This is a genomic window from Pantoea latae (genome assembly GCF_002077695.1).
In the GTDB taxonomy this organism is placed as follows: Bacteria; Pseudomonadota; Gammaproteobacteria; order Enterobacterales; family Enterobacteriaceae; genus Pantoea; species Pantoea latae.
Window position 1 is genome coordinate 1 of the sequence record NZ_MWUE01000012.1, and the last position, 20,145, is coordinate 20,145.

General features: G+C 59.6%; 17 protein-coding genes and 6 tRNA genes. 15 read left to right on the forward strand and 8 right to left on the reverse strand.

The window, feature by feature from the left end; genetic code table 11:
- Positions 1 to 199 precede the first annotated feature (199 nt).
- On the reverse strand, positions 200 to 1,438 hold the full coding sequence (locus B2J69_RS08370; protein WP_081138232.1) for an Nramp family divalent metal transporter: 1,239 nt from the start codon (positions 1,436 to 1,438) through the stop codon (positions 200 to 202).
- Between the two features lie 368 nt (positions 1,439 to 1,806).
- On the opposite strand from B2J69_RS08370, the gene B2J69_RS08375 reads away from it, so the two are divergent.
- The 5 genes from B2J69_RS08375 to B2J69_RS08395 all read left to right on the forward strand — a co-directional run bounded on the left by B2J69_RS08375 (position 1,807) and on the right by B2J69_RS08395 (position 7,444).
- Positions 1,807 to 2,997 (forward strand): NupC/NupG family nucleoside CNT transporter, encoded by a 1,191-nt coding sequence (locus B2J69_RS08375; RefSeq protein WP_081138234.1) that lies wholly within the window; start codon positions 1,807 to 1,809, stop codon positions 2,995 to 2,997.
- Positions 2,998 to 3,185: 188 nt separating this feature from the next.
- Complete coding sequence (locus B2J69_RS08380; protein WP_081138236.1) at positions 3,186 to 4,271, forward strand: LLM class flavin-dependent oxidoreductase; 1,086 nt, start codon at positions 3,186 to 3,188, stop codon at positions 4,269 to 4,271.
- A complete protein-coding gene (locus tag B2J69_RS08385; protein ID WP_081138238.1) occupies positions 4,271 to 5,251 on the forward strand; it encodes an ABC transporter substrate-binding protein in 981 nt (326 codons plus the stop codon). Before B2J69_RS08380 ends, B2J69_RS08385 begins: the two co-directional genes overlap by 1 nt.
- Entirely contained in the window at positions 5,248 to 5,838 is a 591-nt protein-coding gene (locus B2J69_RS08390) for a cysteine dioxygenase family protein (protein WP_081138240.1), read from the forward strand. Before B2J69_RS08385 ends, B2J69_RS08390 begins: the two co-directional genes overlap by 4 nt.
- A complete protein-coding gene (locus tag B2J69_RS08395) occupies positions 5,831 to 7,444 on the forward strand; it encodes a rhodanese homology domain-containing protein (protein WP_081138242.1) in 1,614 nt (537 codons plus the stop codon). The genes B2J69_RS08390 and B2J69_RS08395 overlap by 8 nt, the downstream gene beginning before the upstream one ends.
- Positions 7,445 to 7,535: 91 nt before the next feature.
- Here the strand turns inward: B2J69_RS08395 and B2J69_RS08400 are convergent.
- Positions 7,536 to 7,611: transfer RNA gene (locus B2J69_RS08400), tRNA-Ala, on the reverse strand.
- Between the two features lie 45 nt (positions 7,612 to 7,656).
- A tRNA-Ala gene (locus B2J69_RS08405) sits at positions 7,657 to 7,732 on the reverse strand.
- Positions 7,733 to 8,088: 356 nt separating this feature from the next.
- Between B2J69_RS08405 and B2J69_RS08410 the strand changes: the two genes are divergently transcribed.
- Both B2J69_RS08410 and B2J69_RS08415 read left to right on the forward strand, forming a co-directional pair.
- A complete protein-coding gene (locus B2J69_RS08410; protein ID WP_033753670.1) occupies positions 8,089 to 8,877 on the forward strand; it encodes a formate/nitrite transporter family protein in 789 nt (262 codons plus the stop codon).
- Positions 8,878 to 8,986: 109 nt separating this feature from the next.
- Positions 8,987 to 9,340 (forward strand): YfeC-like transcriptional regulator, encoded by a 354-nt coding sequence (locus tag B2J69_RS08415; RefSeq protein ID WP_081138244.1) that lies wholly within the window; start codon positions 8,987 to 8,989, stop codon positions 9,338 to 9,340.
- 37 nt (positions 9,341 to 9,377) lie between these two features.
- On the opposite strand, the gene gltX is transcribed toward B2J69_RS08415, so the two are convergent.
- Complete coding sequence (gene gltX / locus B2J69_RS08420) at positions 9,378 to 10,793, reverse strand: glutamate--tRNA ligase (RefSeq protein WP_081138246.1); 1,416 nt, start codon at positions 10,791 to 10,793, stop codon at positions 9,378 to 9,380.
- Positions 10,794 to 11,064: 271 nt separating this feature from the next.
- Between gltX and B2J69_RS08425 the strand changes: the two genes are divergently transcribed.
- The 5 genes from B2J69_RS08425 to B2J69_RS08445 all read left to right on the forward strand — a co-directional run bounded on the left by B2J69_RS08425 (position 11,065) and on the right by B2J69_RS08445 (position 12,417).
- A tRNA-Val gene (locus B2J69_RS08425) sits at positions 11,065 to 11,140 on the forward strand.
- Positions 11,141 to 11,178: 38 nt separating this feature from the next.
- Positions 11,179 to 11,254 (forward strand) — tRNA-Val (locus tag B2J69_RS08430).
- Between the two features lie 41 nt (positions 11,255 to 11,295).
- Positions 11,296 to 11,371: transfer RNA gene (locus B2J69_RS08435), tRNA-Val, on the forward strand.
- A gap of 4 nt (positions 11,372 to 11,375) precedes the next feature.
- Positions 11,376 to 11,451: transfer RNA gene (locus B2J69_RS08440), tRNA-Lys, on the forward strand.
- Positions 11,452 to 12,069: 618 nt separating this feature from the next.
- Complete coding sequence (locus tag B2J69_RS08445) at positions 12,070 to 12,417, forward strand: FlxA-like family protein (RefSeq protein WP_081138248.1); 348 nt, start codon at positions 12,070 to 12,072, stop codon at positions 12,415 to 12,417.
- Here B2J69_RS08445 and B2J69_RS08450 read toward each other — a convergent pair.
- Complete coding sequence (locus B2J69_RS08450) at positions 12,414 to 13,334, reverse strand: LysR family transcriptional regulator (protein ID WP_081138250.1); 921 nt, start codon at positions 13,332 to 13,334, stop codon at positions 12,414 to 12,416. The genes B2J69_RS08445 and B2J69_RS08450 overlap by 4 nt on opposite strands.
- Before the next feature lie 95 nt (positions 13,335 to 13,429).
- Between B2J69_RS08450 and B2J69_RS08455 the strand changes: the two genes are divergently transcribed.
- Entirely contained in the window at positions 13,430 to 14,440 is a 1,011-nt protein-coding gene (locus tag B2J69_RS08455; RefSeq protein WP_081138252.1) for a bile acid:sodium symporter family protein, read from the forward strand.
- Between the two features lie 26 nt (positions 14,441 to 14,466).
- Here the strand turns inward: B2J69_RS08455 and B2J69_RS08460 are convergent, their stop codons facing one another.
- The 3 genes from B2J69_RS08460 to zipA form a co-directional block, all read right to left on the reverse strand.
- Positions 14,467 to 14,685: a DUF3820 family protein gene (locus B2J69_RS08460; protein ID WP_081138254.1), complete on the reverse strand. Its 219-nt coding sequence runs from the start codon at positions 14,683 to 14,685 to the stop codon at positions 14,467 to 14,469.
- Position 14,686: 1 nt separating this feature from the next.
- Positions 14,687 to 16,705: an NAD-dependent DNA ligase LigA gene (ligA, locus tag B2J69_RS08465; RefSeq protein WP_081138256.1), complete on the reverse strand. Its 2,019-nt coding sequence runs from the start codon at positions 16,703 to 16,705 to the stop codon at positions 14,687 to 14,689.
- Positions 16,706 to 16,771: 66 nt separating this feature from the next.
- The gene (gene zipA / locus B2J69_RS08470) at positions 16,772 to 17,821 is read right to left on the reverse strand and encodes a cell division protein ZipA (protein WP_081138258.1); all 1,050 of its coding nucleotides are present in this window, start codon (positions 17,819 to 17,821) and stop codon (positions 16,772 to 16,774) included.
- A gap of 218 nt (positions 17,822 to 18,039) precedes the next feature.
- Between zipA and cysZ the strand changes: the two genes are divergently transcribed.
- Complete coding sequence (gene cysZ / locus B2J69_RS08475; protein WP_081138260.1) at positions 18,040 to 18,807, forward strand: sulfate transporter CysZ; 768 nt, start codon at positions 18,040 to 18,042, stop codon at positions 18,805 to 18,807.
- Between the two features lie 142 nt (positions 18,808 to 18,949).
- Positions 18,950 to 19,921: a cysteine synthase A gene (cysK, locus tag B2J69_RS08480; RefSeq protein WP_033791739.1), complete on the forward strand. Its 972-nt coding sequence runs from the start codon at positions 18,950 to 18,952 to the stop codon at positions 19,919 to 19,921.
- Positions 19,922 to 20,145 lie beyond the last annotated feature (224 nt).

Below are 20,145 nucleotides of genomic sequence, written 5' to 3' on the forward strand. Positions count from 1 at the left end.
GATGGCCGTACCCGAACGGTCCGTCCGGCACGACGTTGCAGCCGAAGGCACCGCGAAGCGGCGCGAGGACGGCCCGGCAGCAGAGGAGGTGCAGTGGCCCGCACCAGCATGCTCACACGCCTATAAGAAAAGGCCGCCATTTAGAGAAAATAGCGGCCTTACCTGACCAGCATTACGAATGAACCGGGCGTTTTTCTGTTTACAGGCCGAGCACTTCGCCGACCAGCAAATAGCCGTTCAGCGCCACCACCAGCACCACGATGGCGCGGCCGGCGTTCTGCATCAGGCGTGAATTGACCATCTCGCCCATGATGGCGCGGTTGCCGGTAAAAGAGAGCAGCGGCACCAGCGCCAGCGCAATACCGAAGCTGAGCAGTACCTGGCTCATCACCAGAATGCGCGTCGGATCCCAGCCCGCCATAATCACGATAAACGAAGGCAGCATAGTCACCAGTCGGCGCACCCACAGCGGAATATGAAAGCGGATAAAGCCCTGCATCACCACCTGCCCGGCCAGCGTGCCCACCACGGTCGAGGAGAGACCCGCCGCCACCAGGCTGAGACCGAACACCGTCGCCGCCGCATGGCCGAGCAGCGGCGTCAGCGTCAGGTAGGCCTGGTCGAGTTCGGCGATGCCGCTGTGGCCGCTAAAGTGAAACGCGGCGGCGGCGGTCGCCATCATCGCCAGATTAACAAAGCCTGCGATGGTCATGGCGATCGCCACATCCAGCTTCGTTGAGGAGTAGCGCTGGCTTTTATTGCCGCTCTCGCCACCCTGAGTCAGCGCCGAATGGAGATAGATAACGTGCGGCATAATGGTCGCGCCCAGCACGCCCGCCGCCAGGAACACCGCATCCGACGTCGGCAACGAAGGCAGCGCCATGCCGGTCACCAGTTCGCTGACTTTCGGCTGGGAAAAGAACAGCTCGACGATATAGGCCGCCGCGACAAACAGCAGCAGGCCGCCAATCACCAGCTCCAGCGGCTTCTGGCCGCGGCTCTGCAGCATCAGGATCAGAAAGGTTGCCACGCCGGTCAGCACCGCGCCCTGCAACAGCGAGATGCCGAGCAGCAGCTTAAAGCCGAGCGCCGCGCCGATAAACTCCGCCAGGTCAGTCGCCATGGCGATAATTTCCGCCTGCACCCAGTAGAACCAGACCGCCGGACGCGGAAAGCGATCGCGGATATGTTCCGCCAGGTTTTTACCGGTGGCGATGCCGAGCTTGGCGGACATCAGCTGAATGATCATCGCCATGATATTGGCCCAGACCACTACCCACAGCAGCTTATAGCCATAGGCGGCGCCCGCCTGGATATTGGTGGCGAAGTTGCCGGGATCGATATAGCCGATCGCGGCGATAAACGCCGGACCCAGCAGCGCGAGCTTGATTTTTCTGGCTCCGCGAGCGGCGCGCTCGGCGGTACGACTCTCAAACATAATTCTCTACCTGTCTGAACGCGTGTTAACCCTGCCAGATTATGGCCTGATCGCGGCAAGTGAAATGAGGTTATCGTTATCGCTGTAATAGATACTGCTATAAAGTATAGCCATTGCTATACATTGCGGTAAAGCGAGACTTGCTAAAAAATGTGCAATATCGCTTACCCTACACGGTGGACAGTTTATAGACAATAAATTTGTGGGTATTTGCTGTGAACGTTTTGTGAACAGGCTGTGACTGATGAGAGTTTTCTGAGAAAAGGGGTGATAGCGAATCCTTATAATGTGGATTTGATCTCGTTTTTAAGTAACGCGTTACATAGAATACGCAGCAAATTACAACCCTCCTCAAATCTGGAGCAAGCATGTCCCATATTTTGCACTTCCTTTTAGCACTGGTGGTGGTAGGCGTGCTGGCGTTACTCGTCAGCCACGACCGTAAAAGTATTCGTATACGCTACATTGTCCAGCTTCTGGTCATTGAAGTGCTGCTGGCGTGGTTCTTCCTGAATTCCGAGGCTGGGCTCGGGTTCGTTAAAGGCTTCGCCGGACTGTTCGACCATCTTCTCAAGTATGCCGGCGAAGGCACCAACTTCGTGTTCGGCAATATGAACGACAAAGGCCTCGCCTTCTTCTTCCTTAACGTGCTCTGCCCGATCGTTTTTATCTCCGCTCTGATCGGCATCCTGCAGCACTTCCGCATTCTGCCATGGGTGATCCGCGGCATCGGCACCGTGCTGTCGAAAGTCAACGGCATGGGCAAGCTGGAATCCTTTAACGCCGTCAGCTCTCTGATTCTGGGACAGTCAGAAAACTTTATCGCCTATAAGGATATCCTCGGGAAAATGTCGCAGCGCCGCATGTACACCATGGCCGCAACCGCGATGTCCACCGTATCCATGTCGATCGTCGGCGCCTATATGACCATGCTGCAGCCGAAATATGTGGTCGCCGCGCTGGTGCTTAATATGTTCAGCACCTTTATTGTGCTGTCGCTGATTAACCCTTACCGCGTCGACAGCGAAGAAGATCTGCAGCTGCAGGATATTCACAAAGGCCAGAGCTTCTTTGAGATGCTGGGCGAATATATCCTTGCTGGTTTCCGCGTGGCGATTATTGTCGCGGCGATGCTGATCGGCTTTATCGCGCTGATTTCCGGCCTGAACGCCCTGTTCGATTTTATCTTCGGCATCAGCTTCCAGGGCGTGCTGGGCTACGTCTTCTATCCGTTCGCCTGGGTGATGGGCGTGCCGGCGCACGAAGCGCTGCAGGTCGGCAGCATTATGGCCACCAAGCTGGTTTCCAACGAGTTCGTGGCGATGATGGATCTGCAAAAGCTGGCGGGCCAGCTGTCGCCACACTCAGAGGGCATCCTGTCGGTGTTCCTGGTCTCCTTCGCTAACTTCTCCTCTATCGGTATTGTGGCGGGCGCCATCAAGGGTCTGAACGAAGAGCAGGGCAACGTGGTGTCGCGCTTCGGCCTGAAGCTGCTCTACGGCTCAACGCTGGTCAGCGTGCTCTCCGCTGCGATTGCCGGGCTGGTACTGGCATTCTGATGAAAAAGGGCGAGACGAGTGCTCGCCCTTCTTCTTAATTATTCCTGCTTGTTATAACGCCTGCCACGCCCTCTCAGCCGCGCCGCGCCGCCCTTCCCCGTATCCCGCAAATCCTTTGCACAATATCGAATTTCATCTCGCGCTCGCTGCCCCGTAGTTTTTTCATTACTTAACATCGGGAGAAGCGTATGAGCATTCAATTCCTTGGCATGATCGGCCACCGCCTGGCCTCTGAAATCATTCCGGCCAGCGGGCCGCTGTTCGATAAAAACTACATTGCTGATTTCGCCCGCGCTCATGAAGCGGCAGGATTTGACCGCATTCTGGTGGGCTACTGGTCCGATCAACCCGACGGTTTTTTAGTCACGGCGCATGCCGCCGCCCATACCTCACGCATTAAATTTCTGCTGGCGCATCGCCCTGGCTTCGTCGCGCCGACGCTGGCCGCGCGCAAGCTGGCGACGCTCGATAACCTTACCGACGGGCGCCTGGCGGTGCATATCATCAGCGGCGGCAGCGACAGCGAGCAGCGCCGCGATGGTGACTTCCTCAGCAAAGCGGAACGCTACGCCCGCACCGACGAATTTCTCAGCGTGCTGAATAACAGCCTGACCGCCACTGAGGCGTACGACCATCAGGGCGACTTCTATCGTGCTGAACGGGCCTTCTCCGCCATTAAACCGCTGCAAAGCAAGCTGCCGGTCTACTTCGGCGGATCCTCGCCAGAGGCGATCGAAGTCGCCGCGCGCCACGCCGACGTCTTCGCGCTGTGGGGAGAACCGTTGCAGGGCGCGGCGGAAACCGTGCAAACCGTGCGCGCCGCCGCGGCGAAACGGGGCCGCGACATCAAATTCAACATCTCCTTCCGCCCGATTATCGGCAAAACCGAGAAAGAGGCCTGGGAGCGCGCAGAACATATCTATGAAACGGCGCAAAAGCAGCTGGCCGAGTCGGGCTACACCTTCGGCCTGCCCAAGCCGCAGAGCGTGGGCGCCCAGCGCCTGCTGGCGGCGGCCAACGAAAGCGACCGCCACGATAAAGTGCTGTGGACCGGCGTGGCGAAGCTGGTGAGCGGCGGCTACAACTCCACTGCGCTGGTCGGCACCGCGGACCAGGTCTCTGACGCGCTGCTGGACTACTACCACCTCGGCATCGACAGCGTGCTGATCCGCGGCTTCGATCCGCTGAACGACGCCGTAGAGTATGGCCGCGAACTGCTGCCGCTAACGCGTGAGAAAGTCGCGGCGCTGAGCCGCGGCAAAAGGAGCGCCTGATGCGCCTGGCCGCTCTGTTCGCCGGCGTCGCGCTGGCGCTCACGCTTAATTCCGCCTTTGCCGCCGAAAAAGTGACGCTGCGTCTCGGCGATGTCAAAGGGGATCGCTTCGCCTCGCTGAAAGCCTCTGGCGAGCTGGATAACCTGCCCTATGAGCTGAAGCTCACCGCATTCGACTCCGGCGCGCCGGTGCAGGAGGCGCTGAACGCGGGCGCGCTGGACCTCGGCTTTACCGGCGATCTGCCTTTTCTGTTCGTTTATGCCGCCGGCGCGCCGGTAAAAGCGGTCGGCGCGTGGCAGAACAATCCCGACAGCATCGCGCTGCTGACGCGTCCCGATGCCGGTATCCATCGCCTGCAGGATCTGAAAGGCAAGCAGATCGCCGTCAATCGCGGCGGCTGGGGACACTATCTCATCCTCGGCCTGCTGGAGCGCGCCGGGCTGAAGCCCGATGAGGTGACGCTGCGCTTTCTCGGCCCGGTGGACGGCCGCGCGGCGCTGACCTCCGGCGCGGTCTCTGCCTGGGCGCCGTGGGAACCCTATATCGCCACCTCAACCCAGGTTGACGGCACGGTGCGCGTGCCGCAGGGCGGCGGCAGCGGCATTATGTCCGGCTACTCCTATGCGCTGGCACGCAAAGAGGCGCTGGCCGATACGGAAAAACGCAAGGCGATCGCCGATCTGCTGACGCGACTGGCGAAGGCGCAGGTCTGGGCGGCGCAGCATCCAGAGCCGTTCGCACAGGCGCTGGGCAAGTCGCTCAATATGCCGACCGCCATTACGCGCAGCTGGATCGCCGACGCGCGCATTCGCCCGCTGGTGTTCGATCCCTCGCTTATCGCGACGCTGCAAAAATCCGCCGACTTCTTCCATCGCTATCAGGTGCTGCCCAAAGCGGTCGACGTCAGCGGCGCCTTTGACTTCAGCCTGGCGAGCGGCGCCAATCAGGTGGCGCAGCACTATAAGGAGAATAAATCGTGAGCGAACGTCAACACCATCGCCTGCGCGATTTTGTCGCGCAGCTCGCCGCGCTGCTGGATCAGCAGCCGGATGAGGCCGTAATTCTGGAGCGCGGCAGCGAACTGCTGCGGCCGCTGTTGCAGCATGACGACTGGCTGGATGACGCGTTTGCCCAGCCGCACCCGCAGCACTATCAGCAGTATCTGCTGTATGCCGACGCGCAGCAGCGCTTCTCGGTGGTGAGCTTTGTCTGGGGTCCCGGCCAGCAAACCCCGGTGCACGATCATCGTGTCTGGGGCTTGATCGGCATGCTGCGCGGCGCGGAAGTGTCGCAGGGCTTCAGGCTGGATAACGGTGGGCTGGTGGCGGATGGCGCGCCGGTTCGCCTGGAACCAGGCCATATCGACGCGGTCTCGCCGCGCGTTGGCGATATTCATCGCGTCAGCAACGCCTTCGACGATCGCGTCTCCCTCAGCATTCACGTCTACGGCGCCAATATCGGCGCGGTGTCGCGCGCGGTCTATGGCGAAGACGGCAGCGAAAAACCTTTTATCTCCGGCTACAGCAGCCGCTACTTACCTAACATTTGGGATCTTTCACATGGCTAAACATTTTCCTCTGCGCGACGCCGCAGAGATCCAGCAGGCGCTGCGCCAGCAGCAGGAAGTGGCGCTGGTCGACGTGCGCGATGAAGCGCGCTATGCGCAAGGGCATCCGCTATTCGCGGTCAATATTCCACTCTCTAAGCTGGAGCTGGAGTGGCTGGATCGCATTCCGCGCCGCGACACGCCAGTGACGCTGTACGACAACGGCGAGGGCCTGGCGCAGGCGGCGGCGGAACGCGCGGCCGCCTGGGGCTACAGCGATATCGCCCTGCTAAAGGACGATTTGGCGGGCTGGCGGGCAGCGGGCGGCGAGCTGTTTATCGATGTGAACTCGCCGAGCAAAGCGTTTGGCGAGCTGGTGGAGCATCATAACCAGACGCCGTCGCTGGCGGCCGAGCAGGTCGACGCGCTGCTGCGCGATAAGGCGGACGTGGTGGTGCTCGACGCGCGCCGCTTTGATGAATACCACACCATGTCGATTCCCGGCGGCATCAGCGTGCCGGGCGGCGAGCTGCTGCTGCGCGTGCGCGATATCGCGCCCTCGCCCGACACCACGGTGATCGTCAATTGCGCAGGCCGCACCCGCAGCATTATCGGCACCCAGTCGCTGGTCAACGCCGGCATCCGCAATCCGGTGTATGCGCTGCGCAACGGCACCATTGGCTGGACGCTGGCGGGCCTGTCGCTTGAGCAGCAGCAGAGCCGCCGCTATGGCGCCACCAGCGAGACCGCGCAGCGCCATGCCGTGGCGCAGGCGCGTCAGGTGGCGGATCGCGCCGGCGTGGCGCGCATCGACGCCGCGACGCTGGCGCGCTGGCAGCAGGAGGCGCGCACCACCTATCTGTTCGACGTGCGCGACGCCGAGGAGTATGCCGCTGGCCATCTGCCGGGCAGCCGTCACGTGCCGGGCGGCCAGCTGGTGCAGGAGACCGACCACTACGCCAGCGTGCGCGGCGCGCGTATCGTGCTGGTGGATAACGACGGCGTGCGCGCCAGCATGACCGCCTCCTGGCTGGCGCAGATGGGCTGGGATGTCGCGGTGCTTGACAGCCTGCAGCCGCGCGACTTTAGCGCGACAGGCGGCTGGTCGGCGCAGGTGCCCGCCGCGCCGCGCGCCGAGACGGTTTCGCCGCAGCAGCTAAGCGACTGGCTAAAACAGGGCGATACTCAGGTGCTGGACTTCACCACGCGCGCCAACCACGTCGCCAGCCATATTCCCGGCGCCGCCTGGCTGCTGCGCTCGACGCTGCAGCAGCAGGGACTGGCCGCGCTGCCCGCAGCGGAACGCTATGTGCTGACCTGCGGCAGCAGCCTGCTGGCGGGCTATGCGGTTGAACAGGTTGCGGCGCTGACCAGCAAGCCGGTTTATCTGCTGGCGGGCGGCAACAGCGCCTGGCGCAACGCCGGACTGCCGACGCAAGCCGGCGATGAGCAGCTGCTGTCGCCCGCTATCGATCGCTATCGCCGCCCGTATGAAGGCACCGATATCGATGCGGCGACGATGCAGGCCTATCTTGACTGGGAGTTTGGTCTGGTGGCGCAGCTGGATCGCGACGGCACGCACGGCTTTCGCGTGCTGCAGCCGGAGAAGCAAAGCGCAACGGCATAAACGTGCGAAAAAGGGGCGGCAGCGATGTCGCTCTTTTTTTGCGGCAGAACCAGGATTTTGAAAGGTGCCTGAGAAGTCAGGACTTAGAGAATGGTGGAGATAAGCGGGATCGAACCGCTGACCTCTTGCATGCCATGCAAGCGCTCTCCCAGCTGAGCTATACCCCCACATCTGGAATCGTTTTTTCAGTGCCAAATCGTTGGGATGCGATTTGGTGGAGCTAAGCGGGATCGAACCGCTGACCTCCTGCATGCCATGCAGGCGCTCTCCCAGCTGAGCTATAGCCCCGAACCGAAAAAACCGTCGGATGTTCTCGACGGACGGCATAATATGAAACCCCTTTCGGAGTGTCAACGTCAAATACTCAAAAGGCGGTTCGATCGCTGAAAAAGGCGGCAACTCGCGGAGTGCGCTGTTTTTAAGCCGCTTTTATCGCCAGCAACGCGCGCCGCCGACGCGTGCCTGGGTTATTCGCGTGCGCCGGCTTCTTTAAGGTTAAATTACGGTTACATAGCCTTTAGGATTTTTCTTGTTTTCCGTTAAAAGCCGTGTAAAACTTAGCCGGCTAACTAACGTGGACATCGCTGCCCACGCCTTTTTACAACACCATCCCTGTCACAACTATCAATAATATTCGAGATACTATGTCGCTGCATTCACCTAAAGAGATCGCCCAACTGGCGATTCAGGCTGGCGTCACTAAAAGCCGCGCCTCCATTCCCACTTTATTAATTCTTGGCTTTATGGCGGGCGCCTTTATCGCCACCGGCTTCCTGCTTGACCTGCACGTTATCAACTCGCTGCCGGCGGACTGGGGCTCGTTTGGCGGCCTGCTGGGCGCGGCGGTTTTCCCGGTCGGTTTGATCCTGACCGTGCTGGCGGGCGGCGAACTGCTGACCGGCAACATGATGACCATGCCGGTCGCCTGGTTCGCGCGTCGCATCAGCGGCTTTGCCGTGCTGCGCAACTGGTTCTGGGTCACTATCGCCAACTTTATCGGCAGCCTGGCTATCGCCTGGTTCTTCGGCCATATGCTCGGCATGACGGAAGGCGACTACCTGAAGAAGACCGTCGCTATCGCCAGCGCCAAAGTGCACGCGGACTTCCTGCACGCCTTTATCTCCGGCATCGGCTGCAACTGGCTGGTCTGCCTGGCGGTGTGGCTGGCGTTCGCCAGTAAAGATGTGGTGGGTAAAATCTTCGGTATGTGGTTCCCGGTCATGGCCTTCGTGGCGATCGGCTTCCAGCACGTCGTCGCCAATATGTTTATCGTGCCAGCGGCCATTTTTGCCGGTCAGCTGAGCTGGGCAGAGTATCTGCCGAATTTCGTCGCCGTGTTCCTGGGCAACGGCGTCGGCGGCGCGGTCTTTGTTGGCCTCGCCTACTTCCTCGCCTTCCGCCCTTCTGCCGAAGCCGTCGGCACCGCGCAGTAATTTTTTTGCCTTTTGTCGCGAGGCAAAAGGCAAATTCCCTCTGTGTTACTTTATCGCGTAACGATTTGCTGTAATATGTAGAACTAATGTATTAAACAGGGACAGCATCGTGAAAAAGGAATGGTTAACCCCCGAAGAACTCGCGAATGAAACGGGTTATAGTCGCCAGACGGTGAACAAATGGATCAAACGAGAGAACTGGACCACGACGCCGAAGCCCGGCGTACAAGGCGGTAAAGCGAGATTGATTCATATTGACGAGCGCGTGAAAAGCTTTATTCAGTCCATGCGCAACCTGAACGAACCCAACGCCTCGTATACTTCGCAACAGCATTCTTTACCTGCGTTACTATTAAGTTCTGTACAGCAAATGACGCAGAACGAGCAGGATCTGCTGGCGGCGATGATTTTGCGCGAAGGAATTAAAGGCGTGCTGCAACGGCTGGGGATCAGCGAAGAATAAAGAAAACCGGAAGCATCGCGCTTCCGGTTTTTGTTTGTCAGGCCTGCGCCTCGCGCTCCGCGATAAAGGCCAGCGCTTTTTCAATGCGCGCCACGCTGCGGCGCTGTCCAATCGCTTCCACGGTTACGTCCAGGCCAGGCGACTGCCCTGCGCCGGTTACAGCGACGCGCAGCGGCATGCCGACCTTGCCCATCCCAACTTCCAGCTCGTCCGCCGTGCTCTGAATCGCATGGTGCACGTTTTCCGCCGTCCAGTCGGTGATGGCGGCCAGTTTGTCGCGCACCACTTCCAGCGGCTGACGCGCCACCGGGCGCAGATGTTTCTTCGCCGCGTCGGCATCGAATGCATCGAACTCTTCATAGAAGTAACGGCAGGAAGCCGCCATCTCTTTCAGGGTCTTGCAGCGTTCGCTCAGCAGCGTCACCAGCTTCGCCAGCTCCGGGCCGGTGCGCGTGTCGATATTCTGCTGTTCAATGTGCCACTGCAGATGGGTCGCCACATATTCCGGCGCCAGGCTGTTAATGTAGTGATGGTTCAGCCACTGCAGCTTTTCCGTGTTGAACGCGCTGGCGGATTTGCTCACGGCGTCCAGCGTAAACAGCTCTTTCATCTCTGGAATTGTGAAGATCTCCTGATCGCCATGGGACCAGCCCAGACGCACCAGGTAGTTGAGCAGCGCTTCCGGCAGGTAGCCGTCGTCGCGATACTGCATCACGCCCACCGCGCCGTGACGCTTAGAGAGTTTTTTGCCGTCGTCGCCGAGGATCATCGAGACGTGCGCGTACACCGGCACCTGCGCGCCAATCGCCTTGAGGATGTTGATCTGGCGCGGCGTGTTGTTGATATGGTCTTCGCCGCGGATCACATGGGTGATGCCCATGTCCCAGTCATCGACGACGACGCAGAAGTTATAGGTGGGCGAACCGTCGGTGCGGCGGATAATCAGGTCGTCGAGTTCCTGGTTGCTGAACTCGATGGGGCCGCGGATCTGGTCGTCGAAAATGACCGAGCCTTCCTGCGGGTTGCGGAAGCGCACCACGCACGGCTCATCCGCCGCGTGATGTTCGTGACTGTCGCGGCAGCGGCCGTCGTAACGCGGCTTTTCGCCGTTGGCCATTTGGGTTTCGCGCAGCTGCTCCAGACGCTCTTTCGAGCAGTAGCATTTATAGGCGGTGCCGGCGTCCAGCATCTCGTCAATGACCGCGTTGTAGCGATCAAAGCGTTTGGTCTGGTAGTACGGGCCTTCGTCCCAGTCCAGGCTCAGCCAGTTCATGCCGTCCATAATGGCTTCGATAGCTTCCGGCGTCGAACGCTCGAGGTCGGTGTCTTCGATGCGCAGGACGAATTCGCCCTGGCTGTGACGAGCGAAGAGCCAGGAGTAGAGCGCGGTACGTGCGCCGCCGACATGCAGGTAGCCGGTTGGGCTGGGCGCGAAGCGAGTTTTGATTTTCATTCAGCAGTGCCTTAGATGCGCGGGTTCGTTGTCTGGATGACAAAAAACGGGTTAGACGCGAAAAACAGTGCGCACATTCTAGCACCTGGCGTTGAATCCTCAATGACTGCGCGTCGGCGCAAAGGGGTAAAGAGGCGGGTTTCTGCTAATAAAACCAGCACATTGGCTAAAAGCAGTGCGGGATGCCTAATTTTGAAGCGAACGCGCATTTTAGTTTTAAAAAGCGTTGACTCACTTCGAAGGATCCCTATAATGCGACTCCACACAGCGGGGGTGATTAGCTCAGTTGGTAGAGCATCTCCCTTACAAGGAGGGGGTCGGCGGTTCGAGCCCGTCATCACCCACCACTCTAAAGGTGGCCCGCAGTGAACAAGAGATAAGATATGGGTGATTAGCTCAGTTGGTAGAGCATCTCCCTTACAAGGAGGGGGTCGGCGGTTCGAGCCCGTCATCACCCACCATATCTTAGTCAGATGACGCTCTTGTTAAGCAGTACCGAAGTGGGTGATTAGCTCAGTTGGTAGAGCATCTCCCTTACAAGGAGGGGGTCGGCGGTTCGAGCCCGTCATCACCCACCACTTCGGGTCGTTAGCTCAGTTGGTAGAGCAGTTGACTTTTAATCAATTGGTCGCAGGTTCGAATCCTGCACGACCCACCAATTCAGAGAAAAGCGCCTTTAAGGCGCTTTTCTCGTTTCTGCGCGCTGTGGGTTAGTGCCTTTCAGGCGCACGGGATGGGCCGTTACGTAAAGTCGGCGTGAACACGTCCGTGTGGCCTCGGCCGCCGCTTCCCTGCGGCGGACGCTTTACTTCACGGCCCATCCTGCGCGCCTTTATGTGGCATCGTGCGGCGTTTGAGAAAAAACAGGGTTCGACTGAATCGCCCGGAGCGATTCAGGCTGATGCGCAGCATCACCCGCAGGGCGAGGCCCCGGACGGGCCGAGGCTAATCCTGCACGACCCACCCATTCAGAGAAAAGCGCCTTCCAGGCGCTTTTTTCGTTTCTGCGCGCTGTGGGTTAGTGCCTTTCAGGCGCACGGGAGGGGCCGTTACGTAAAGTCGGCGTGAACACGTCCGTGTGGCCTCGGCCGCCGCTTCCCTGCGTCGGACGCTTTACTTCACGGCCCCTCCCGCGCGCCTTTATGTGGCATCGTGCGGCGTTTGAGAAAAATCAGGAGTAGCTTTCCCAATCTTTTCCAAACCTTAACGCTTTCCTGCCTCAAGCGTTTTTCTCCCGAACCGATAACGATCATGTCTATTTGCAAGGAGAAAGACCATGTCATCAATATCCGCTTTATCAGCCAGTACAGGCAGTAGCGCCGGCAGCAGCAGCGCCAGCGTATCGTCGCAGATTTCTGCGCTCAACAAGCAGATCCAGAGCATCACGAAGCAGGTCAAAGAGCTGTCGGATAATCAGGATCTGACCGACGAGCAGAAGTCCGAAATGGAGCAGATGTACCAGTCGCAGATCGCCATGCTCGAAGCGCAGATCGCCCAGCTTGAGCAGAAGCAAACTGAGCAGGCGCAGCAGAACAGCGAACCGGCAAAACAGGTGAGCGGCGTGCAGGCTGCTGACGGCGTTAACCGCCCCACAGAAACCAACAAGATTAACGTCTATATCTAAAACGCCGGATTGATCGCGCGTTGTTGCGTCAGCAGCGTCGCCTGCTGACGCGCTTCCTGCCAGATCGCCTGCGCCGCTGGCGTCAGCGAACGGTTTTTCCGCTTGACCAGCACCAGGCTGCGGTTGATTTCCGGATAGAGCCGCCGCACAGTCAGCGCCCTGCCCGCTGGAAGCGGCAACGCCAGCGCCGGCAAGATACTGATGCCGATGCCCGCATCGACCATGGGAAACAGCGTTGCCGGATGGCCGATATCCTGCACCACGTTAATCTCAACCTCCTGCTGACGCAGCGCCGCGTCAATCAACACCCGACTGCCCGATGCGTAATCCTGCAGCACCATGTCGCGTCCCGCCAGCATGCGCCACTGCGCCTTAGCCACGGCGGCCAGCGGATCGTCGCTGCGGCACAGCAGCAAAAAAGGCTCGTCCAGAATCGGCTGACAGTCGAGATCGCTGCTGTTAAGCGGCCCGATAACGATGCCGAAATCGACCTCGGCATTGCGTACGCTCTGCAACACTACCTGCTGCATCCGGTCATGCAGAATCACCCTGATGTCGGGATAGCTTTGCTGGCTGGCGGCGAGGCACTGCGGCATCAGGTGCGCGGAGATGGTCTGGCTGGCGGCGATGCGCACCGTGCCGCTGCGCTGCTCGCCATAGCTACGAATATCGAGCAGCGTAGAGTTCATCTCCTCCAGCAGGCTCGCCATGCGCGACGCCAGCTGCTGCCCCGCCTCCGTCAGCATCACCTCGCGCGTGGTGCGGTCCAGCAGCCGTACGCCGATGGCCGCCTCCAGCTCTTTAATACTGTGGCTGACCGCTGACTGACTTAGCCCAATCGCCTGCCCGGCCTGACTAAATCCGCCGTGATGGGCGACGGCGACAAAGGTGCGCAGCTGACGTAGCGTGTAATTCATCTAAATAGCTCATAGATTAATGCAATAAATCAATTTTATTTCTAAACCCGCTTCGCGCACAATCACTGCATGTAATTTTTAACCGGATTTTAACAATGGGATTTCTGCGACTCGATCCGATGATGATCAAACTGATCATCACGGTGCTGCTGGCCACCTTCTTGCCCGCTAAAGGCGTCTTTGTCGACATCTTTGAATACCTGACCACGGCCGCTATCGCCCTGCTCTTTTTTATGCACGGCGCCAAACTGTCGCGCGAAAAGATCATTGCGGGCAGCAGCCACTGGCGGCTGCACCTGTGGATTATGTTCAGCACCTTTGTGCTCTTCCCGATAATCGGCCTGCTGATCGTCTGGTGGCATCCGGTGAACGTCAGCGCGGAGATCTATACCGGCTTTATCTATCTCTGCATTCTGCCCGCCACCGTGCAGTCCGCTATCGCCTTTACCTCCATGGCGGGCGGCAACGTCGCGGCGGCAGTGTGCAGCGCCTCGGCCTCTAGCCTGCTGGGCGTCTTTATTTCGCCGCTGCTGGTGAATCTGGTGATGGACGTGCACAGCAGCGCGCCGACCAACGGGCTTGAGCAGGTCGGCAAGATTATGCTGCAGCTGCTGGTGCCTTTCGTGCTGGGTCATCTGTCGCGTCGCTGGATTGCCGGCTGGGTGGAAAAACATCGCGGCCTGATCGGCAAAACCGACCAGACCTCGATTCTGCTGGTGGTCTACTCCGCCTTTAGCGAAGCGGTGGTCAACGGCATCTGGCATCGCGTCGGCATCGATACGCTGCTGTGGATTCTGGCGGGCTGCGTGCTGCTGCTGGCGCTGGTGCTGGCGATCAACATCGCCGCCTCGCGCCTGTTCGGCTTTAACCGCGCCGATGAGATCGTGGTGCTGTTTTGCGGCTCGAAAAAGAGCCTGGCGAACGGCGTGCCGATGGCCAATATTCTGTTTCCAGCCAGCGCGGTGGGGATTATCGTGCTGCCGCTGATGATCTTCCATCAGGTGCAGCTGATGGTCTGCTCCTATATCGCCCAGCGCTATAAAGCCAGCCACGACAAGCAGCTGGCGCAGCAGGTGAAGCCAACCGTGGTCGAGTCGCAGAAGTAACAAAAAGCCCGCCGAAGCGGGCTTTTTTACGTCGTGCGTTTAAGCGGTTTTACCAGGCCTTCCAGCCCTTCCACCTTGATGGCAAGCGTAAGCTGCATCAGCTCGCCTAAGCGCCCTGAGGGAAACTCCGCCTTGCGCGCAAACCACAGCAGATAGGGCTCCGGCAGATCGATCAGCAGGCAGCCTTTATATTTGCCGAACGGCATCGCCGTATTGGCGATTTCAACCAGCTGTGCCTTGTCCATATCAGGCGTCCAGCAGGCGGATCATTTCGGCTTCGTCGATCACCTCAATGCCCAGCTCCTGCGCTTTGACCAGCTTAGAGCCCGCCGCTTCGCCCGCGATAACCAGGTCGGTTTTTTTCGATACGCTGCCGCTGACCTTCGCGCCCAGCGCGGTCAGGCGATCTTTCGCCTCGTCGCGCGTCAGCTGGGTCAGCGAGCCGGTCAGCACCACGGTTTTGCCGGCGAAGGGGCTGTCGATCTCCTCCGCCTTCACCACCTCAATAGCCGGCCAGTGCACGCCGATCTCCTCCACCAGCTGGCGAATGATTTCGCGGTTGCTCTCCTCGTCCATAAAGTTACGCACGTGAGTGGCGACAACGGTGCCGACGTCCTGCACCGCGATCAGCGCCTCCAGATCGGCATCCATCACTTTTTGCAGCTCGCCGAAGTGGTTCGCCAGGTTGGCAGCGGTCGCCTCGCCCACTTCGCGAATGCCGAGCGCATAGAGGAAACGCGCCAGGGTGGTCGACTTCGCCTTCTCCAGCGCGTTCACCACGTTCTGCGCCGATTTCGGTCCCATACGATCGAGGCCAAGCAGCTTCTCCGGCGTCAGCCGGAAGAGATCCGCCGGGGTTTTGACATATTCGGTCTCGACCAGCTGGTCGATAATTTTGTCGCCCAGCCCCTCAACGTCCATCGCGCGGCGCGACACAAAGTGCTTCAGCGCCTCTTTGCGCTGTGCGCCGCAGATTAGCCCGCCGGTGCAGCGGGTAACCACTTCGCCCTCGACGCGCTCAACGTCCGATCCGCACACCGGACAGTGGGTAGGAAACACCACCTCGCGCGCGTCTGCCGGACGCTCAGAGAGCACCACGTTCACCACCTGCGGGATAACGTCACCGGCGCGGCGGATCACCACTTTGTCGCCGATACGCAGCCCCAGGCGCGCGATCTCATCGGCGTTGTGCAGCGTGGCGTTGCTCACCATTGCGCCCGCTACCAGCACCGGCTCCAGCCGCGCCACCGGCGTCACCGCGCCGGTGCGGCCCACCTGAAACTCGACGTCGCGCACCACGGTCATCTGCTCCTGCGCCGGAAACTTGAAGGCCACCGCCCAGCGCGGCGCGCGCGCCACAAAGCCGAGCCGCTCCTGCAGCGCCTGCGAGTCGACTTTAATCACCACGCCGTCGATATCGAAGCCCAGGTCGGGACGCGTCTCCTCGACATGGCGGTAGAAGGCCAGCGCCTCTTCCGCGCTGTGCACCAGCCTGATGCGGTCGCTCACCGGCAGGCCCCAGGCTTTGAACTGCTGCAGACGCGCATAGTGGCTGCCCGGCAGTTCGCCGCCTTCCAGCAGGCCGAAGCCGTAGCAGAAAAAGGTCAGCGGACGCTTCGCGGTAATGCGCGGATCGAGCTGGCGCAGCGAGCCGGCCGCGGCGTTGCGCGGGTTGGCGAAAATTTTGCCGTCGGTGCGGCGCGCTTCGGCGTTTAGCTTCTCGAAGCCGCGCTGCGTCATAAAGACTTCGCCGCGCACTTCCAGCCGCGCAGGAAAGTCATCGCCCTTCAGGCGCAGCGGGATGGCGCCAATAGTGCGGACGTTGGTGGTGATGTTCTCGCCGGTGGTGCCGTCGCCGCGGGTGGCGGCGCGCGTCAGCAGGCCGTTTTCATACAGCAGGCTCACCGCCAGGCCGTCCAGCTTCAGTTCACAGCAGTAGGCGATATCGTCGCCTGTTTTCAGGCGATCCTGCACGCGCTTGTTAAAGGCGAGGAAGCCGGCTTCGTCGAAGGTATTATCGAGCGACAGCATCGGCACCTCATGGCGCACCTGCTCGAATACCGTTAGCGGCGCGGCGCCGACGCGCTGGGTCGGCGAGTCGGCGGTGATCAGCTCGGGATGCTGCTCTTCCAGCGCGCGCAGTTCGCGCATCAGGCGGTCATATTCAGCGTCCGGTATCTCGGGCGCGTCCATAACGTGGTAGAGGTACTCATGATGGCGCAGCGTGGTGCGCAGTTCGGTGATTTGGTCCTGAACGGATTTCATATTGCCCCATCAGATAAAAAACCCCCGACAGGCGGGGGTTTGGTGAATCAGGATTAACGGTCTGGCTTATTCTCGGGATTCGATCACGTCGCGAATGCGGTTTTTATAGGTTTCCAGCTTCTGCGGCGTCATCATGCGGCGCTCATCATCCAGCACCACGCCGCCAACATCATCGGCGATACGCTGTGCGGACTGCAGCATCAGCTTAAAGTTTTGGTTCGCATCACCGTAGGAAGGCACCATCATAAAGATGGAGATGCCTGGCGTGGCGAAATCGGACATTTCATCCGGGTTAAACGAGCCTGGCTTCACCATATTGGCGAGGCTGAACAGCACCGGGCCGCTGCCCGCCGGGCTGAGATGACGATGGAAAATATTCATTTCGCCGAACTGGAAGCCCGCCTGCAGAATGCCCTGCAGCAGCGCTTCACCGTTCAGCGTGCCGCCCGCGTGAGCCGCAACGTGCAGCACCAGCACCGTCTCTTTCGGCTTGCCTGGCGCTTTCGGCGCGTCCTGATGCACCGGCTCAGCAGGCTGCGGCGCAGCATGCTCATGCGGGTGAGAAACGGGCTGCTGCGGCTCTGCCTGGTACTCTGGCTCTGGCTGGGCCGCTTCCAGCGGATCTAAATCGAGCAGCGGATCGGCCTGAATCGGCTGAGCGGGCGCAAAGCGCGGCGCGGGCTCCTGCGGCGCTGGGGGGCGAACCGGCTGAGGTTGCGCACGCGGCGGCTGAGACGGCTGGCGCGGCGGTTGCGGCGCCAGCAGCGGATCGTTTTCCGGCTGCGGCTGAGACTGCGGACGCGCGGCGGGCTGACGCGGCGTCTCCGCCGTGGCGCTAAACACCGGCGCATCGTCCTGCTGCTCGTCCTGGAAAGTGTCGATGCGCGGCTCCTGATGCGGTCGCTCATGACGCACGCGAACGTCGCCGACGCTCTCTTCGTCGTCGGTCAGACCCTCTTCATCGTCGCGCTGGTCGCGCTGTTTGAGCCTTTTGTGCGGGCGATCGCGGAACACTGACGAACGCTCTTTACGGCTGGTCCACAGCCCGTGAAGAAGGAGCGCTATAATGGCGATCGCGCCAACAACGATTAATATCAGACGCAAATCCTGCATCATTGTATTCTCTGTTGTTCCAATACCTTGCCACCGCGGCAAACTTTATCCTCTAACTGTATTTGCCCAGCTAAACAAGTGCAAGCTCGTGCAGTATTTTCTGACAAATAAGATAGTCACCCCACGTTTTTTTGCTGTTTTTTCACACAATCGCCTCATGGTCAGGAGAAAAAGCCAGGTTATCATGGTCTCGCCTGATTATTTCCTGGAGAGTTGCCTGTATGGCCCGAGAGAACACTGTCTCACGTTACAACGGCGTGCACTATTTTAGCGAGGGCTGGAGACTGGTTCGTCTGCCAGGTATCCGGCGTTTCGTGATTATTCCGCTGCTGGTCAATATCCTGCTGCTGGGCGGCGCTTTCGTCTGGCTGTTTTACCAGCTGGGCAGCTGGATCCCGCGGCTGATGGCGCAGATCCCCGACTGGCTGCAGTGGTTGAGCTATCTGCTCTGGCCGCTGTCGGTGATCTCTATCGTGCTGGTGTTCAGCTACTTCTTTTCTACTATTGCCAACTGGATCGCCGCGCCTTTTTGCGGCCTGCTGGCAGAGCAGCTGGAGGGCCGTCTGACGGGCAAACCGCTGCCGGACAGCGGCTGGCTGGCGATGATGAAAGATTTGCCGCGCATCATGAAGCGCGAACTGCAAAAGCTCGGCTACTATCTGCCGCGCGCGCTCGGCCTGCTGCTGCTCTATTTTATTCCTGGCTTCGGCCAGACGGTGGCGCCGGTGCTGTGGTTTCTGTTTAGCGCCTGGATGCTCTCCGTGCAGTACTGCGACTATCCGTTCGATAACCATAAGGTCAGTTTTCAGCAGATGCGCGGCGCGCTGCGTCGCCATAAAACGGCCAATATGCAGTTCGGCGCGCTGGTGAGCCTGTTCACTATGATCCCCATCCTTAACCTGGCGATTATGCCGGTGGCGGTGTGCGGCGCGACGGCGATGTGGGTCGATCGCTATCGCGGGCAACTGGGGCGCACTGAGCTACGCTAGTACTCTTCAGAGCGCCTTATGCAATTTTTAGCAGGGCTTATTGCGCGGGGACATATAGATATGCGTTTTCTTTCCTTCCGCGCGAAGACAGAAAGGGTATGCTCAGTGGGTTCCCAATAATTCATACAGTTAAGGACAGGCCATGAGTAAGATCTATGAAGATAACTCGTTGACAATTGGTCATACGCCACTGGTTCGACTGAACCGCATCGGTAACGGCCGCATTCTGGCGAAGGTAGAATCCCGTAACCCGAGCTTCAGCGTAAAATGCCGTATCGGTGCCAATATGATTTGGGACGCAGAAAAACGCGGTATTCTGAAACCTGGCGTTGAGCTGGTCGAGCCGACCAGCGGCAATACCGGCATCGCGCTGGCCTATGTCGCCGCCGCGCGCGGCTACAAGCTGACCCTGACCATGCCGGAAACCATGTCCGTCGAGCGTCGCAAGCTGCTGAAGGCGCTGGGTGCTAACCTGGTGCTGACCGAAGGGCCGAAAGGCATGAAAGGCGCTATCGCTAAGGCGGAAGAGATTGTCGCCAGCGATCCCGACAAATATGTGCTGCTGCAGCAGTTCAGCAATCCGGCCAACCCGGAAATTCACGAGAAAACCACCGGTCCTGAAATCTGGGAAGATACCGACGGCGCGGTAGACGTGTTTATCGCCGGCGTCGGCACCGGCGGCACGCTGACCGGCGTCTCGCGCTACATCAAAAATACCAAAGGCAAGAAAGAGCTGATTACCGTGGCGGTGGAACCGACCGATTCACCGGTGATTGCTCAGGCGATCGCCGGTGAAGAGATTAAACCGGGTCCCCACAAGATTCAGGGTATCGGCGCCGGCTTTATTCCCGGCAACCTCGATCTCGACCTGGTTGACCGCGTAGTGGCGATCACCAACGAAGAGGCGATCAGCACGGCGCGTCAGCTGATGGAAGAAGAAGGCATTCTGGCGGGCATCTCTTCCGGCGCAGCCGTCGCCGCAGCGCTCAAGCTGCAGGAAGATGAAGCCTTCGCTAACAAGAACATTGTGGTCATCCTGCCCTCCTCTGGCGAGCGCTATCTCAGCACCGCGCTGTTTGCCGATCTTTTCACCGAGAAAGAGCTGCAGCAGTAACGCCAGATTCCGAAAACGTTGAAAAAAGCACCCAAATGGGTGCTTTTTTGTGGCGTAGATCGCACTTTCACCACCGCCCAGATTGATTTCAGTGACTCAGCTCTGGTATTTAAGCTGCCAATTATTTCGGTGCCTGAAATTAATCCGCCCTTGAAGTGGATCAAGCTGAATCGATTTACGCATTTGGCGAAACGGCGAATCACGGCATAATTAGCAGCTGAAGC